Annotated in this window: 12 protein-coding genes; 8 read left to right on the top strand and 4 right to left on the bottom strand. The window is 71.3% G+C overall.

Annotated features, from left to right (window positions below; genetic code table 11):
- The first annotated feature begins 422 nt into the window (after positions 1 to 422).
- Entirely contained in the window at positions 423 to 1,427 is a 1,005-nt protein-coding gene (locus E0504_RS28840) for an AAA family ATPase (RefSeq protein ID WP_131626130.1), read from the top strand.
- Positions 1,428 to 1,531: 104 nt separating this feature from the next.
- Here the strand turns inward: E0504_RS28840 and bluB are convergent, their stop codons facing one another.
- Positions 1,532 to 2,218 carry a 5,6-dimethylbenzimidazole synthase gene (gene bluB / locus E0504_RS28835; protein WP_071064912.1) on the bottom strand — a complete coding sequence of 229 codons (687 nt, stop codon included), beginning with the start codon at positions 2,216 to 2,218 and terminating at the stop codon, positions 1,532 to 1,534.
- A gap of 40 nt (positions 2,219 to 2,258) precedes the next feature.
- On the bottom strand, positions 2,259 to 3,407 hold the full coding sequence (locus E0504_RS28830) for an acetyl-CoA C-acyltransferase (RefSeq protein ID WP_071064913.1): 1,149 nt from the start codon (positions 3,405 to 3,407) through the stop codon (positions 2,259 to 2,261).
- Positions 3,408 to 4,157: 750 nt separating this feature from the next.
- Between E0504_RS28830 and E0504_RS28825 the strand changes: the two genes are divergently transcribed.
- The 6 genes from E0504_RS28825 to E0504_RS28800 all read left to right on the top strand — a co-directional run bounded on the left by E0504_RS28825 (position 4,158) and on the right by E0504_RS28800 (position 12,132).
- The gene (locus E0504_RS28825) at positions 4,158 to 4,718 is read left to right on the top strand and encodes a Trp biosynthesis-associated membrane protein (protein ID WP_235014866.1); all 561 of its coding nucleotides are present in this window, start codon (positions 4,158 to 4,160) and stop codon (positions 4,716 to 4,718) included.
- Positions 4,719 to 4,804: 86 nt separating this feature from the next.
- Positions 4,805 to 7,477, top strand: coding sequence for a glycosyltransferase family 2 protein (locus E0504_RS28820; RefSeq protein WP_112108816.1), 2,673 nt, complete (start codon positions 4,805 to 4,807; stop codon positions 7,475 to 7,477).
- A gap of 27 nt (positions 7,478 to 7,504) precedes the next feature.
- Positions 7,505 to 9,091 (top strand): galactose oxidase-like domain-containing protein, encoded by a 1,587-nt coding sequence (locus E0504_RS28815; protein WP_243657659.1) that lies wholly within the window; start codon positions 7,505 to 7,507, stop codon positions 9,089 to 9,091.
- A gap of 120 nt (positions 9,092 to 9,211) precedes the next feature.
- On the top strand, positions 9,212 to 10,384 hold the full coding sequence (locus E0504_RS28810) for a glycoside hydrolase family 6 protein (RefSeq protein ID WP_112108814.1): 1,173 nt from the start codon (positions 9,212 to 9,214) through the stop codon (positions 10,382 to 10,384).
- Between the two features lie 160 nt (positions 10,385 to 10,544).
- Positions 10,545 to 11,168, top strand: coding sequence for an SCO family protein (locus tag E0504_RS28805; protein ID WP_235014862.1), 624 nt, complete (start codon positions 10,545 to 10,547; stop codon positions 11,166 to 11,168).
- Positions 11,169 to 11,295: 127 nt separating this feature from the next.
- Positions 11,296 to 12,132 (top strand): methyltransferase domain-containing protein, encoded by an 837-nt coding sequence (locus E0504_RS28800; RefSeq protein WP_112108813.1) that lies wholly within the window; start codon positions 11,296 to 11,298, stop codon positions 12,130 to 12,132.
- Here E0504_RS28800 and E0504_RS28795 read toward each other — a convergent pair.
- Both E0504_RS28795 and E0504_RS28790 read right to left on the bottom strand, forming a co-directional pair.
- On the bottom strand, positions 12,081 to 12,917 hold the full coding sequence (locus tag E0504_RS28795; RefSeq protein WP_235014868.1) for a helix-turn-helix transcriptional regulator: 837 nt from the start codon (positions 12,915 to 12,917) through the stop codon (positions 12,081 to 12,083). The two genes, E0504_RS28800 and E0504_RS28795, sit on opposite strands and share 52 nt — an antisense overlap.
- Entirely contained in the window at positions 12,815 to 13,702 is an 888-nt protein-coding gene (locus tag E0504_RS28790) for a DUF4184 family protein (protein ID WP_235014860.1), read from the bottom strand. Before E0504_RS28790 ends, E0504_RS28795 begins: the two co-directional genes overlap by 103 nt.
- A 260-nt stretch (positions 13,703 to 13,962) precedes the next feature.
- Between E0504_RS28790 and E0504_RS28785 the strand changes: the two genes are divergently transcribed.
- Positions 13,963 to 14,394, top strand: a complete 432-nt coding sequence (locus tag E0504_RS28785) for a VOC family protein (RefSeq protein ID WP_112108811.1) — start codon at positions 13,963 to 13,965, stop codon at positions 14,392 to 14,394.
- Positions 14,395 to 14,765: the final 371 nt, after the last annotated feature.

Here is a 14,765-nt window from a genome sequence, read left to right as displayed (position 1 = left end):
GCGGGCGCATGTCACAGCGACGCTTCGCCCGGTAAACGACAGGTAACGAAGAAAACTTTCCGTTTACCGAAAAAGAAATTGAACAAATTCGCCACGCCGAAACATCGCGGGATCTTCCCGAGGATAACGCTTTCATCAGCGGTATCCCGCGGCGCCCGCGCGGGGCAGCCCACACGCAGGGCAGCCATGTGGAGGGCAGCCGCGCGCGGGACAGCCGCGCGGCACCGGGGTCACCGGCACGGGTCAGACCATCGGCCCGGGAGCGAGCCGGGCACTCCCCACACCCGTACCTCACGGCGCGTCCGCGTGCCGGCGCGTCCGCGTTGTCACCCGGCGGCCCGCCTCCAGGCTATCGAAAACGATAACGGTTATGATGCCACTCTGATCGCGGCACCGCCGCCACGACCTCGGAGACAGCCACCATGAAGATCGCTTTTGTCGGTAAGGGTGGGAGTGGAAAGACCACGCTCTCGGCCCTGCTGTGCCGCCACCTCGCCGCGCGAGGTCATCCCGTCCTGGCCATCGACGCCGACATCAACCAGCACCTCGGTGCGGCGCTCGGCGGAGCGGGCGGCGAGGAGGCCACGGCGCCGCCGATGGGTGAACACCTCGACGTGATCAAGGACTACCTGCGCGGCAGCAACCCGCGCATCCCGTCGGCCGGGATGATGGTCAAGACGACACCGCCCGGCCCCGGGTCGCGGCTGCTGCGGACGGGTGACGACAACCCGCTGTGGGAGCGTTTCGGTGTGGACGTCGACGGTGTCCGGCTACTCGCGACCGGCGCGTTCACCGAGGACGACCTCGGCGTCGCGTGCTTCCACTCGAAGCTCGGCGCGGTCGAGCTGCTACTGAACCACCTGGTGGACGGCGCCGGCGAGTACGTCGTCGTCGACATGACGGCGGGGGCCGACGCGTTCGCGTCCGGGCTGTTCACCCGCTTCGACCACACATTCCTGGTCTGCGAGCCGACCCGGAAGGCGGTCGCCGTCCACGACCAGTACCGGGAGTACGCGGCGGACTACGAGATCACCGTGTCGGCCGTGGGCAACAAGATCTCCGATGACTCGGATGTCGCGTTCCTGCGCGAGCACCTCGGCGCGGACCTGCGCGCCTGCTTCCGCCACTGCCCGCCCGTCCGCGCCCTGGAGCAGGGCCGGCCGTTCCACCTCGACGACCTCGACCCGGAGACCAGGTCATCCCTGGCCACGCTGCAGGGCCTGGTCGACCGGACCGTGCGCGACCCGGAACGGTTCGTGGCGCAGATGCACGAGATCCACCGCCGCAACGCCCGCGCCTGGGCGAACAGGTCCGCCGGCACCGACCTCACCACGCAGATCGACCCCATCTACCGCCCCCCGTACCCGCCGGTGCCCGAGCCGCGCACGACCCCGACCCGAATCCCAGCCCGGTTCCCCACTCGCTAGCCCCACCCCACCCGGAGTTGCGTGGCGGGTCGGTGGCTCCTTCCCAGGCCCCGCCCCCGGGGTGGCGGCTCCGGGGGCGGCTCCGGTCGCGGCGTGCGCTCCGGTCAGTCCGGGGGGCCGGTTCCGTTCCCGACCGTTGCCTCGGCTTCGGTGGGGGAGGGCGTCCAGCGCTCGTGGTGGACGACGGCGTCCAGCGGGCGGCGGTGGGCCCAGCCGTGGCGCTCAAGGTCGGGGGTGGACTCCAGATGGGTCACCGGTCCGAGGCAGAGCCAGGCCACCGGACGCAGGCCCGCCGGCAGGCCGAGCAGCTCGCGGACGAAAGCCTCCTGGTAGAAGGACACCCATCCGACGCCGAGCCCTTCCGCCGTGGCCGCCAACCAGAGGTTCTCGATCGCCAGGCACACCGAGTACAGGCCGGCGTCGGCGATGGCGTGCCGGCCGAGGACGGCCGGGGCGCCGCGGGACGCGTCGTAGGTGACGGCCAGCGAGAGCGTCGACTCCAGCACGCCGTCGATCTTGATCTCCGCGAAGCGCTCCGCCCGCTCGCCGCTGAGCGTGGCGGCGAACACCTGCCGCTCGTGCTGGACGTGGGCGTGCAGCGCCGCCTTCGTCGCGGCGTTCGCCACGAGGATGAAGTCCCACGGCTGACTGAGGCCGACGCTGGGCGCCGCGTGCGCCGCGGCCAGCACACGGCGCAGCACACCGGGCCCGAGCGGCTCCCCGGTGAACTGCCCGCGGACGTCCCGACGCTGCCGGATGGTCCGGTAAAGCGCCTCGGCGACGGGATTCACTCCGGCGGATCGGGGTCGGGGATCCTCCGGGAGCGGCTGGTCAGTCAGTGACGAGTTCCACAACCGCGGCGTTGGCGGTGCCGCCGCCTTCGCACATGGTCTGCAGCCCGTACCGGATGCCGTTGTCGCGCATGTGGTGGGCGAGGCGGGTCATCAGGATCGCGCCCGAGGCACCCAGGGGATGCCCGACCGCGATGGCGCCGCCCAGCGGGTTGAGGACCTTCGGGTCGGCGCCGGTGTCCGCCAGCCAGGCCAGCGGGACGGAGGCGAACGCCTCGTTGACCTCGAACGCGCCGATGTCACCGATGGAGAGCCCGGCCCGGGCGAGCACCTTCTCCGTCGCCGGGATCGGCCCGCTCAGGACGAGCAACGGGTCGGAGCCGACGACCGCGCCGCTGTGGTAGCGCACGATCGGTCGCAGGCCCAGCTCGCGCGCCTTCTCGGGCGTGGTCACGAGCAGCGCGGCGGCGCCGTCGGAGATCTGCGAGGAGCTTCCGGCGTGCAGCAGGCCGTCCTCGCCGGTGACGGGCTTGAGCCCGGCGAGCTTCTCCGGCGTCGTGCCGCGCCGCAGGCCCTCGTCGACGGTGAACGGGCCGGACTCGGTCGGGACGGCGACGATCTGCTGCTCGAAGGCGCCGGCGTCGATCGCCGCCGCCGCGCGCTCGTGGCTCAGCGAGGAGAACTCGTCCAACTGCTGGCGGGAGAAGCCCCACCGCCGCGCGATCCGCTCGGCGCCGACGATCTGGTTGAAGTCGGTGCCGTCGTAGCGTGCCTTGGCGCTCGGCCCGTAGGGCTCGCCCATCTGCCGGGTGGCACCCATCGGGATGCGGCTCATCGACTCGACACCGCCGGCCACGACGAGGTCCTGCTGGCCGGACATGACGGCGAACGCGGCGTGGTCGAGCGCCTGCTGGCTCGATCCGCACGCCCGGTTCACGGTGACCCCGGGGACACTCTCGGGCCAGCCGGCGGCGAGGACGGTGTACCGGCCGACGTTGCTCGACTGGTCACCGAGCTGGGTCACGCACCCCCACTGGACGTCGTCGACGAGCGCGGGATCGATCCCGGTCCGGTTGACGAGCTCGTTGAGCACCAGGGCGCCCAGCTCCACCGGGTGCACGCCCGCCAGGGAGCCGTTGCGCTTCCCGATCGGCGTGCGCACCGCCTCCACGATCACTGCTTCTCGCACGGCAGTCCCTCTTCTCTCGTCCCTGCGCCCAACCGTGCCACAGTTCGTGCCTTGACGTCCCTGCCGCCCGACTCGTTCCGGGGCCCACCGTGACGAGTGGCACACGAGCACGCGCCGGGGCTGCGCCGTGCGCGTCGGCGGCACCGTCGTAGACGTCGACTGCACCGTCGTAGACGTCTACGACACCGCGCGGGCCGTTCTCCTGTTCGTCCCGACCCGCGCGTCGATCGGGCTCGGTGATCCCGACCACCGTTTGGGCACCCTCGTTGGTGTCGAGATTCACCGGGTGCCGCACGTTGATTCGGGACGGCCACGAAGGCGCGGCGGCTGGCTACGCACAGACGTCGTCGCGCTCCAGGCAGGCCAAGTAGCACGCACGCGAACAACTCCGGCCGAATAATTGACGCTCCGGCGTGCGCGAGCAGTGTGGCCGATGGGCGACCGTCCGCCACCTTCGAGCCTTCGTGGCAGAGAAAACCCGAGAGCCCGACACTCACGTCACTGTAATGACGTGGTTGCGCTCACAGCACGGTGAACCGTTACGTGAGAGGCACGCAATCATGGCCCGTAAAGCACCACGAGCCAGGGCCCACAGCGGAGGTATGTACGATGACGGCCGATTGACGGCAAGCACTTCGTGTTCCTCGAGGGCGGGATACATCAATGGGGGCGGATTCACCAGCGAGGCCGCGGCCGAGCGGAGCAGAGACGAGAACTCTCCGCTTCCGGCTCGTCACCGCGACTGGACCGGTGTGCTCGCTCGCCGGTGTGATCGCCGCACTCGCGTCGTTCCGTCCCTGGACCCACGCGACCCTCGCCGACCGGGGCGCCGATCTCCTCGTCGTGAACCAGACGGGTTGGGAGCTCGCGCCGGCGGGGCAGCTTGTCTTCGCGGTCGGGGTGGTCGTTACTCTGCTCGTCCTGATCCCACCGGCCGAGGAGAACATCTGGCTGCGCCGACTGATCCCGGTCGCCGGCCTGGTGATGGTCATCATTCCGCTCACCGCGCTGCAGACCGCTGAACCGGTGGCCCGCAAGCTCGAACGGCTCCGAATCGGAACCTTCCAGACCGAGAATCCGACGGCGACCCACGGAAGCGCGTTCGGTCTCTGGGTCATTCTGGCGGCCGGAGCCGTCATCCTGGTCGCGGGATGCGCCCGGCTGGTGTTAGAGCGAAGCGCACGACCCGGCGGCGACGTATCCCGGCCCACAGACGCCGCTTCCCCTCCGGCGGGCCGCGCACCCGACCACGAGCTCAGCTCGGAGCGTGAAGGCGACCCCGACCGCAGTCCCGACCGCGACACATCCTGACCTGACCGCGGAGTCCCGCGCCGAATTCCACAGGTTTACCCAGGATCCGTTCGGCACCATCTCCGCGACGACCGTTTGGGACAGCAGTGGCATACGACTACGCGACCTTCTCGACGCTCGCCGGGCCGTTGACGCGCCCGGCCGAAGGTGCGGTGCACCACGTCGAGTACCGGCGCATCATGGCAGGTCGTGTGCTCTGGCAGGTCATGCCGCTACTCATCGCGACACTGGGCCTGTCGTCGTTGTTCTTCGTCTGGCTTCTCCAGCCCCAGCACTATCCCAGCACGAAATACATACCGACGGCGGTGGCCGTCGGTAACCACATCATGTTCTGGCTGATCGTGGTGACCGAGGGCATCCGCCTGCTCAGCTCCATCATCCTGTGCTGGTCATCAGTGATCATGCGTGACCCGGTGCCGGTGCTGCCGCCCCCGGGGCTTCGAGTGGCGTTCACCACAACGATCGTGCCGTCCAAGGAACCCGTCGACATCGTCCGCGACACCCTGATCGCCGCCCGCAACATTCAGTACAGCGAGCAGATCGACGTCTGGCTGCTCGACGAGGGCAACGACCCGGCCGTGAAGGCGATGTGCCGGGAGACCGGCGTCCACCACTTCTCCCGCAAGGGCGTCGAGAAATGGAACACGCCGAAGGGACGGTTCCGTGCCAAGACCAAGCACGGCAACCACAACTCGTGGCTTGACGCGAACGGCCACAAGTACGACGTCGTGCTCTCCGTCGACCCGGATCACATCCCGCTGCCGAACTTCGCCGACCGGATGCTCGGGTACTTCCGCGACCCGAATGTGGCCTTCGTGGTCGGCCCGCAGGTCTACGGGAACTTCCGGCACTACCTGACCCGGGGCGCCGAGGCCCAGAACTACATGTTCCACTCGGTGATCCAGCGGGCCGCGAACCGCTTCGCGGCCGGCATGTTCGTGGGTACCAACCACGCCTACCGGGTGTCCACCTGGGAACAGATCGGCGGGTTCCAGGACTCGATCACCGAGGACCTGGCGACATCCTTCGCCGTGCACGGCTCGTTCAACGAGGTCACCGGGCACCGCTGGACGTCGGTCTACACCCCGGACGTGGTCGCCGTGGGCGAGGGCCCGGCGAACTGGACGGACTTCTTCAGCCAGCAGCTGCGGTGGGCGCGGGGCGCCAACGAGGTGATGGTCACCGAGGCCCCGCGGCGACTGAAGGCGCTGAGCTGGGGACCGCGCCTGCACTACCTGACGCTGATGGTGCACTACCCCACCGTCGCGATCACCTGGATCGTCGGCAACCTGCTCACCGTGCTCTACATGGCGCTCGGCTCGACCGGCGTCCTCGTCAACGTCTCGTTCTGGCTGGCGCTCTACGTCGACGTGTTCGTCGCGCGGATGCTGCTCTACTTCTGGCTGCGGCGGTTCAACATCAGCCCGCACGAGGAGAAGGGCAGCGCGGGCATGAGCGGGATCTTCGTGTCCGTGCTGTGCACGCCCTTCTACTCGACGGCCTTCGTCGGCGCGCTCACCCGCCGCAAGCTCGGCTTCGTGGTCACCCCCAAGGGGAACGCGGCCAGCCCGGACCGCCTGATGACCTTCCGCAAGCACCTGTTCTGGGCGGCGGTCTCGGGCGGATCCGTGGCCGGAGCCGCGGTCTTCGGTCACCTGTACCCGGCGAACATGGTCTGGGCCTCACTGTCGATCATCACCTGCCTGATTCCCATCGGGCTGTGGCTGATCGAGCCGATCCTGGCCCCGCGGCGGGCGGTCGCTCCCAACCCGTTGCCGGCCGCCCACATCCCGCCGCAGCGCACCGGCGACCGCGCACCGGCCGACGCGCGCCCCGGCGCCCAGCGCCGCGCCGACCGCACCCCCGCCGGTCGCGGCGGCGTCGACCCGGCCACGGTCGAGACGTCCACCCTCGACCCGAGCGCCGCGGACACGACCGTCATGGGGGCGATCGGCGCAGGGAGCGCCAGTGGGAACGGGCCCGGCGGAAGGGGACCCGGCGGGAAGGGATTCGGTGCCAGGCCGTCCGACGTCGACCCGGCGACCGTCGGCACGCCGCTCCCGGAGGCACCCGGCACCGAGCGGACGGTTCCGCCCGTCCCCCCGCCGGCGCCGCCGCTCACGCAGCCGCACCCGGTACGGCCGGCGCGCCCGAACCAGCCCCGGCCCGCCCAGCCACGCCGGGCCCAGCCGGGACGTCCCGCCGCACCCGGGCGGCGGCGTGCCAGGCCGGCAGGCTCCCCGGAGCACGCCGGCGCCGGGCGGGCCGGGGGGGAGCGCGACGATCCGACGCTGACCGGCCTCGAGCCCGTCGGCGCCCGCGGCGGCGCGGCGGGCGGCGGGGATGCCGAACAGTCGCGGCCGCGGGACCCGGGCTGGTTCAGCGACGACACCGTGCGCACGGAGAAGCCGCGGATCGCGGCCATCGTCGCCGCCGCCGACGCCAACAGCCCCGGCACCGGCACCGGCACTCCTGAGGACACGGTCCGGACGTCCCGGCCGGTCGTCGGCGCCGTCCTGGCCGCCGCCGGGCTGCGCCGTGACTCGGCTGACCCCGACGACGTCGATCAGGACACCGTCGTGACTCTCCGTTCCCGGCAGGGGTCGCCGGAGGAGGTCCTCGCCGCCCGGCGGGCGGCGCTCGCCCGGGAGGGCCGCTCCCCCGCCGGCGTTCCGCACTACACCGAGGACGTCACGATGACCCTGCATCCCCGCCGCCGGCGGGTGTCACTCGACGGCCTGTTGGAAGAGATCGGCTGATGGCCATGACGAGAATCTGATGGGACGATGAAAATAATCAGCGGGCCGCGTCGGTGGCGAGTGGTCCAGGTCTGCTGCCTAGCCATTGTCATCGTGGCCGGGAACGGCCCGTTCCTCAGCGCCTGGGCGACCGACAAATACGACACCTGGCGCTCGCACCAGCCGGACTACATGCGTCAGCACGGCCGTTGGGACATCGTCGCAGACCCCGGCTCGCGCTCCATCCACGCGGCACTGCTGCGCACCGGGAAGATTCTGCTGCTGGCCGGATCGGGAAACGACCAGGCCAGCTTCGACGCGAAGCGCTTCGAGACCCTGCTGTGGGATCCGATCGCCAACACCTTCGAGCAGGTGTACACGCCGTGGGACGTCTTCTGCGCCGGCCAGGCGTTTCTCCCGAGCGGTGAGCTGCTCATCGCCGGCGGCACGAAGAAGTACGAGGTCCTCGCCCAGGACTCGCCGGACGGCAAGAAGCAGGAGTACCAGGGGCTGAAGGACAGCTACACGTTCAATCCGCAGACGGAGCGGTACGAGAAGACGGGCGACCTGCAATTCGCCAGGTGGTACCCGACGCTGGTCACGCTGGCCAGCGGCCAGGTGGTCGCGGTCTCCGGCCTGAACGAGAAGGGCGACATCGACCCGGGCAACACGGAGTGGTTCGACCAGGCGAGCCGCACGTGGAACCACAACGAGGGGCTGGTCAAGGAGTTCCCGACCTACCCGTCGCTGCTGCTCGCCGGGGACGGCCGGCTGTTCTTCTCCGGAGCGAACGCCGGTTACGGACCGACCTCGCTGGAAGCCCGCCACCCCGGTCTCTGGAGCCTCGCGGACGGTACGTTCCAGGAGATTCCTGGCCTGCCCGATCCGGAGATCAACGAGACCGCCGGAACGGTGCTGCTGCCGCCGGCCCAGGAACAGCGGGTGATGTTCGTCGCCGGCGGCGGCGTCGGCGACACCCAGGTGGCCACCGCCCGCACCGCCGTCGTCGACCTGGACGAGCCGAATCCCCATTACGTCCAGGGACCGGACACCACCGTCGCGAAGCGCTATCCGGGCGTCGTCGTCCTGCCGGACGACACCGTGCTCGTCTCCGGCGGCTCCACCGCCTACCGCCAGAAGGACACCCAGACGGCGGAGATCTACCACCCGGACACGAACACCTTCACCCCGGCCGCCGACCCGCTCGTCGGCCGGGACTACCACTCGAGCTATCTGCTGATGCCCGACGGCCGGGTGGCGGTTTTCGGTTCGAATCCACTGAGCGACGAAAACTTCTTCGAGACCCAGATCGAGATCTACAGTCCGCCCTACATGTATCAGGGTGAGCGGCCGGTCATCCAGACCGCGCCGACCTCGGTGACCCGTGGTACCACGATCGACCTGGGCGTCTCTCAGGAGGTGTCCAAGGTCCGTCTGATCCGCCCGGGCGCCTACACGCACGTGACCGACACCGAGCAGCGCTCGGTGGCCCTCCCCCTGGTGAGCCAGGCGAACGGCAAGGTGACGGTGAGTGTCCCCGAGAACGGCAACCTGCTCCCGCCCGACTGGTACATGCTCTTCGTCGACAACGGCGAGAACATTCCGTCCGTCGCCACCTGGGTGCAGGTCCAGTGAGCCGCCACCCCCACCATTCGGGCCGGCCGGACGGTCAGTACTAGCCTGGGACGGGTTGAATCGGCACAACACAATCGTCTGGCCCGGCCGGCTGGATCACGGGAGCAGGGGGGATGCCGGGTGAGCCTCCGGGCGGAAGACGGCAACGGGCCGAAGCCGCGGTGGCGCGGGCTTCGGGACCGGCCAGGTCGTACCCGCCTCCGGCGCCGGGCCTGTGCCGCGGGGGCGACGGCGGTCGCGGTACTCGCCCTCGCCGCCTGCAGCGGGGGGTCGGACCCCGGCCCCGCGGCACCCACCGTGACCGCGGGCGCGCCGAACGTTCCCGCCGGTCCGCTGACGGCGGTCGGACCACACTGCCCGGCAGGCGACCCGGCCGGCGCCCAGCGGCCCGCCGAGTCCGTCGCCCCCGCCGATCCGGCTCCGGCGGCGCCCTTCCTCGTCGACCACGGCAGCCAGGCGGCCGAGGAGGCGCAGCGCAACCCGGCCCGTGCCCAGATCCTCGCGCCGCTGGTCAACACCCCCACCGCCTACCCGGTCGGCGACTGGCTGCGGGACGTGCCCGGCGAGGTCCACAAGCGCGCGTCCGCCAGCCGTGACACCGGCACGACCGCGACATTCATGATCTACGCGATTCCGCACCGCGACGCGGCGGCCGGCCACTCCGCCGGCGGCCTGCCGAACGCCGACGCCTACCGGACGTTCACCCGCCAGGTCGCCGGCGCGATCGGCGACGCCCGCGCGGTCATCGTCCTCGAGCCGGACTCGCTCGGCCAGATGGAGAGCCTGCCCGCCGACCAGCAGGCCGAGCGCTACGCGCTGCTCAACGACGCGGTCGGCGTCTACGGCGCGCTGCCCAACACCAGCGTCTACCTGGACGGCGCGAACTGCGGCTGGATGCCCGCGGGAGCCGCCCCGGTGATCGCCGAGCGGCTCCTGCGGGCCGGGGTGAAGAACGCTCGCGGCTTCGCGGTCAACGTGTCGAACTACTACCGGACCGAGGGCGAGGTCGCCCGCGGCGAGGTCGTCTCGGCTCTGACCGGTGGCACCCACTTCGTGGTGGACACCTCCCGCAACGGCCAGGGCCCCGCCGACGGCTTCCAGGACCCGTGGTGCAACCCGCCGGGACGCGGCCTGGGCATCGCCCCCACGACCGAGACGGGCTCACCGCATGCCGACGCGTTCCTCTGGATCAAGACCCCGGGTGCCAGCGACGGCGAATGCGGACGTGGCGACCCCGAGGCCGGCGCCTGGTGGCAGCAGCAGGCGGAGGAGCTGGTCCGCCTTGCGGCCTGAGCGGCCTGAGCGGCCTGAGCGGTCTGCGCCGCCCGAGGGGTCTGAACCGCCAGGCCCGCCGCGGCCGGAGCCTCGACGGAACCGACGGGACTGGCAGGACCGACAGCGCGGGCGGCGCGGGCGGACGTCCACCGGCCTGGCGTGCGCCGCGACGGCGGCCGTGCTGCTGTTCACCGGGGCGGCCTGCGGCTCCGGGGGCGACGGCTCGTCCGGCCCGGCCGTGGTCGATCTCAGCGAGGCCAGCGGGGCGGCCGGGGTGCGCGGTGTGTCTCTCGGTGCCCCCGTCGCGAAGCCCGCCACGACGCTGGTCGACACCGCCGGGGCGCCGTTCGACCTGCGGACGGACCAGGCGACCGCCGGCCGGGTCACGCTGGTGTTCTTCGGGTTCACGAACTGCCCCGACATCTGCCCGACCACCATGGCCGACCTCGACGCGGCGCTGGAGAGCCTCCCCGCGGCCGACCGCGACCGGATCCGGGTCGTGTTCGTCTCGACCGACCCGGACCGTGACACCGGGCCGGTCATCCGCCGCTGGCTGGACCAGTTCGACGCGTCCTTCATCGGCCTGACCGGCACCTGGCCGCACATCAAGGAGTTCGCCGACGCACTGGACGTCGCGATCGAGCCGGCGGTGCGCGAGGCCGACGGCACCGTGAACGTGACGCACAGCGCGCAGGTGACCGCGTTCAGCCCGGACGGCACCGCCCGGGTCGCCTACCTGACGGGCACCTCGGTCGCCGACTACGCCCACGACCTGCCGTTGCTGGCCCGCGGCGAGACCTGACCCGCGCCTGCCGGCGCGGCCGCCCGTCGGGCGAGACAGGACGGCGTCCTGTCCGGTGCGGGCGGCCGCCGTGACGGCCAGGCGACTGTGCGGCCCGAAGTCCCGACCCGCGTACTAGCTTCGCACCGTGACCGATCACGGTGAAGGCGGCCAGAACGCCTATGTGCTGACCCTTGATTCGAGTGAGCTGGCTCGCTACCAGTTCATGGCGGCGGTGGCGCAACAGGACGAGTCCGTCGAATGGACCGCGGCCGGGATCGTCCCCGGCGCGCGGGTCGCGGACGTCGGCTGCGGACCGGCCGCGCTCGCCCTCGCCCTGGCCGCCGTGGTCGGACCGACCGGGAAGGTCGACGCCGTGGACCGGGACCCCGACGCGCGGGCGCTGGCCGGGCAGGTCGTCGCGGCCGGGAAGGCCGACAACATCTCGATCACCGAGGGCTCCGCGGATGCCAGCGGACTCCCGGCCGCCAGCTACGACACGGTGATGATGCGCCATGTCCTCGCCCACAACGGCGGTCGCGAGCAGACGATCGTCGACCACCTCGCGACGCTGGTGAAGCCCGGCGGCTGGGTGTACCTCCTCGACATCGACGCGTCGGCGCTCCGGATCGTCGGCGGCCCGCCGGCAGTCACCGACGTCCTCGAGCTCAATGAGCGGTACCACCGTTTCCACACGGCCCTCGGCAATGACCTGTCCGTCGGGCTGCGGCTCGGCTCCCTACTGCGCACGGCCGGGCTCGTCGACGTCCACCACCGGGGCTGGTACAACGTCAACGAGCCGCCGCCGGGGCTGCGGCCACCGTCCTGGGCCGCCGTACCGGCGATGACGGCCGCCGGGCACGCCCACAGCGACGATGTCGGACGCTGGGAGAAGGCGTTCGCCGAAGTGGACGCCGCCACCGACCGCCCGACCTATTTCGTCCCGGTGTTCTCGGCCCGCGCCCGCCGACCGGTCGGCGGGTAGCCCGCCTCCTCCGCGAGCCAGCGGCTCGGCGGCACCCCGGCCAGCGCGCGGAACTCGCGTGCCAGGTGCGCCTGATCGAAGAATCCGCAACCGGCCGCCAGGTCCGCCAGGGTGAGCTCCCCCGTGTCCCCGGCCACGGCACGCCGGGCGAGCAGACGGCGGGCGTGGTCGAACCGGATGACCCGGGACGCCGCCTTCGGTGTCAGGCCGATCTCGGTCCTGAACCGGCTCCGCAGGTGACGTGCGCTCCATCCGACCTCGGCCGCCAGGTCCACCACCGAGACGGAGCCCCGGGCACGCTCCAACATCGCCCATGCCTCGGCGATCTCCGGCGCGACCGCCGACGTCCGGCACGCGGCCCGCCGACACAGGATGTCGTCCAGCACCGCGAACAGTTCCGCCCAGCCGGAGGCGGCCCGCATCCGCTCCCGCGTCTCCGCACACACGTCGCCGAGGACCGCATCCGCCGGAAGGTCCTGGTCGGCAAGTTCACCCGCGGGCAGGCCGAGGAGCGCCCTCGCCCCGAGCGGCCGCAGCGCGACCTGCACTCCCGACTGGGCGCCGTCGTGTGAGATCAACGCCGGCGAGGTGTGCAGGCCGCCGAGCAGCGTGTCGTAGCCGCCCGGCGCCTGATGCGGATCAGGGTGGCCGACAACGATCAGCGGCTCGTCCAGGGTGAAGATCAGAGTGAGGTACGGCGAGGGCAGGCCGCGGTGCAGGGCAGGTGCGACCCCACGCTGGCGGTAGCCGCTGTACCAGGCGATGTACGGGCGTAACGCGGGCACCGGCGCCGCGCGGACGTACTCGTCCACCACGGCGAACGTGTCGGCTGGCATGGCCATTGCTCCAGTGTGCGGCCCGATGCCCGCCATCCGGCGGCGACCAGGAACAGGCCCGCCACCAGCGCGATCACACCGGTGACGACGCCGCGGAAGGCGACGGCATGCAGCCCGTTCGACGCCTGCGCCAGGCCGACGACAGCGCCGACCCCCGCTGCCAGGGCCACCACCGCCGGAAGAACCGCCGCCTCCGCCGAGTACCGCCGTGGCCGCCGCGGTCCCCGTGGCAGCGCCCGCAGGTGGACGACGACAGCCGCCGCGACAACGACCAGCCCGGCCGCGCCCATGCCGTACTGAAGCCACTTGTAGCCGGGCAGGGCTCCGTGGTCGGCGCTCAGCCAGGCCACATGACGGACACCCCACCGGTCTTCGTGCGTGAAGGCGTCCCACCCGGTGTGCGTCAGGCCTCCGACGACCGCGGCCACCGGGGCCAGCAGCCACTGACGTCCCGTGGGCCGTGCCCGGGGAGGCAGCCGCCGCCTGACCGGATCCGGAGCCAGATCGAGCAGGGCATCGCGAGCCAGGCAGAACCAGACGCCCAACGCGACCAGCGACAGCAGCGGAACGAAGGTCACAACACCGAGCAGACTGTGGCTGAGGTGGTACATCGCCGACCACCCGAGGAACACGGGCACATCAGGAACCATCGACCCGGCCACCATCGCACTCATCGGCAGCCCGAGCCGCCGCAGCGGCAGCACCGCGACGGGATGACTCAACGTGAAAGGCACAGTCTCCTCCACGGTCCCGCGCGGGTCAGGTCACTCCCTGCCGTCCGGCCCGTACACCCCTGGCACAACTCGTTTCAGGGCGAACCGTGACCAGTGCACCACAAGCACCGGTTGCCCTTCGGAGGTGGCTCACCGGGGAGTTCCGAAACGTCCAAGCCGGGGGCCTTGGGTTCGGCGGATCGTTGGACGGGCCGGACCCGTCCCGGGTCCGCTGACCATCGGCCGCGGAGAGTCTGCCGTGGAGAGGACGCGAACCAGTCATGAACGATGACAAGGCACCGCCGCCCCAGGTCTGGCCGACGCTGCGAGCCCGCGACGCGCGGGCGCTGATCGCCTTCCTCACCGAGGCGTTCGGCTTCGAGGAGGTCGTCTCGTACGGCCCCGCCGACCACGGCGAAGCCGGTGACCGGGTGGACCACGCCGAGCTCGCGTGGCCGGAGGGCGGTGGTGTCATGCTCGGCTCGACCCGTGACAACCCCGACGATCCGTGGGCCTTCCAGCCGGGCGGCTTCGGCGCCTACGTGGTGACAGCCGAGCCGGACGCCCTGTGCGCCCGCGCCCGGGCCGCGGGAGCGGAGATCACCGTGGAACTGCACGACACCGACTACGGATCACGGGACTTCGCCGCCCGTGACCCCGAGGGAAACAGCTGGTCGTTCGGGACCTACCGGGGCGCGCCCCGCCCGACCTGACGGAGGCCGCTCGGGCCCGGGACACTCCGCCGACCTGGGATCGATCCACCCGTCCGGGTCGGTCCGTCGGGCGGACCGACCCGTCGGACCAGATGATCATGGCGAGATCCGGCCCGACGGATCGGGATCAATCGGTCCATGGATTCCCTCGATGAAACATTGGGCGCGAGAACTGTCCGAGTTCGACATAATCGCGGCAAGTGCCCTCCACACATCGTGCCAACACCAGCACGGTGCGCGGTCTCCGGTACCGGCTCTGGTGGTGTTCGCCCGGACGGCTCCCGACCGGCGCGCTCATCGACGAGCGGGTTCCGGACGTCCCGCCCCCCGCCGACCGGTCCTGAAGCGGCTGGTCGCGGGCGGTCCGCGGA

The organism is Parafrankia sp. BMG5.11, from assembly GCF_004337455.1.
Note: the sequence above shows the minus strand (reverse complement) of the source record. Positions and strands in the feature narration are given on the sequence as shown.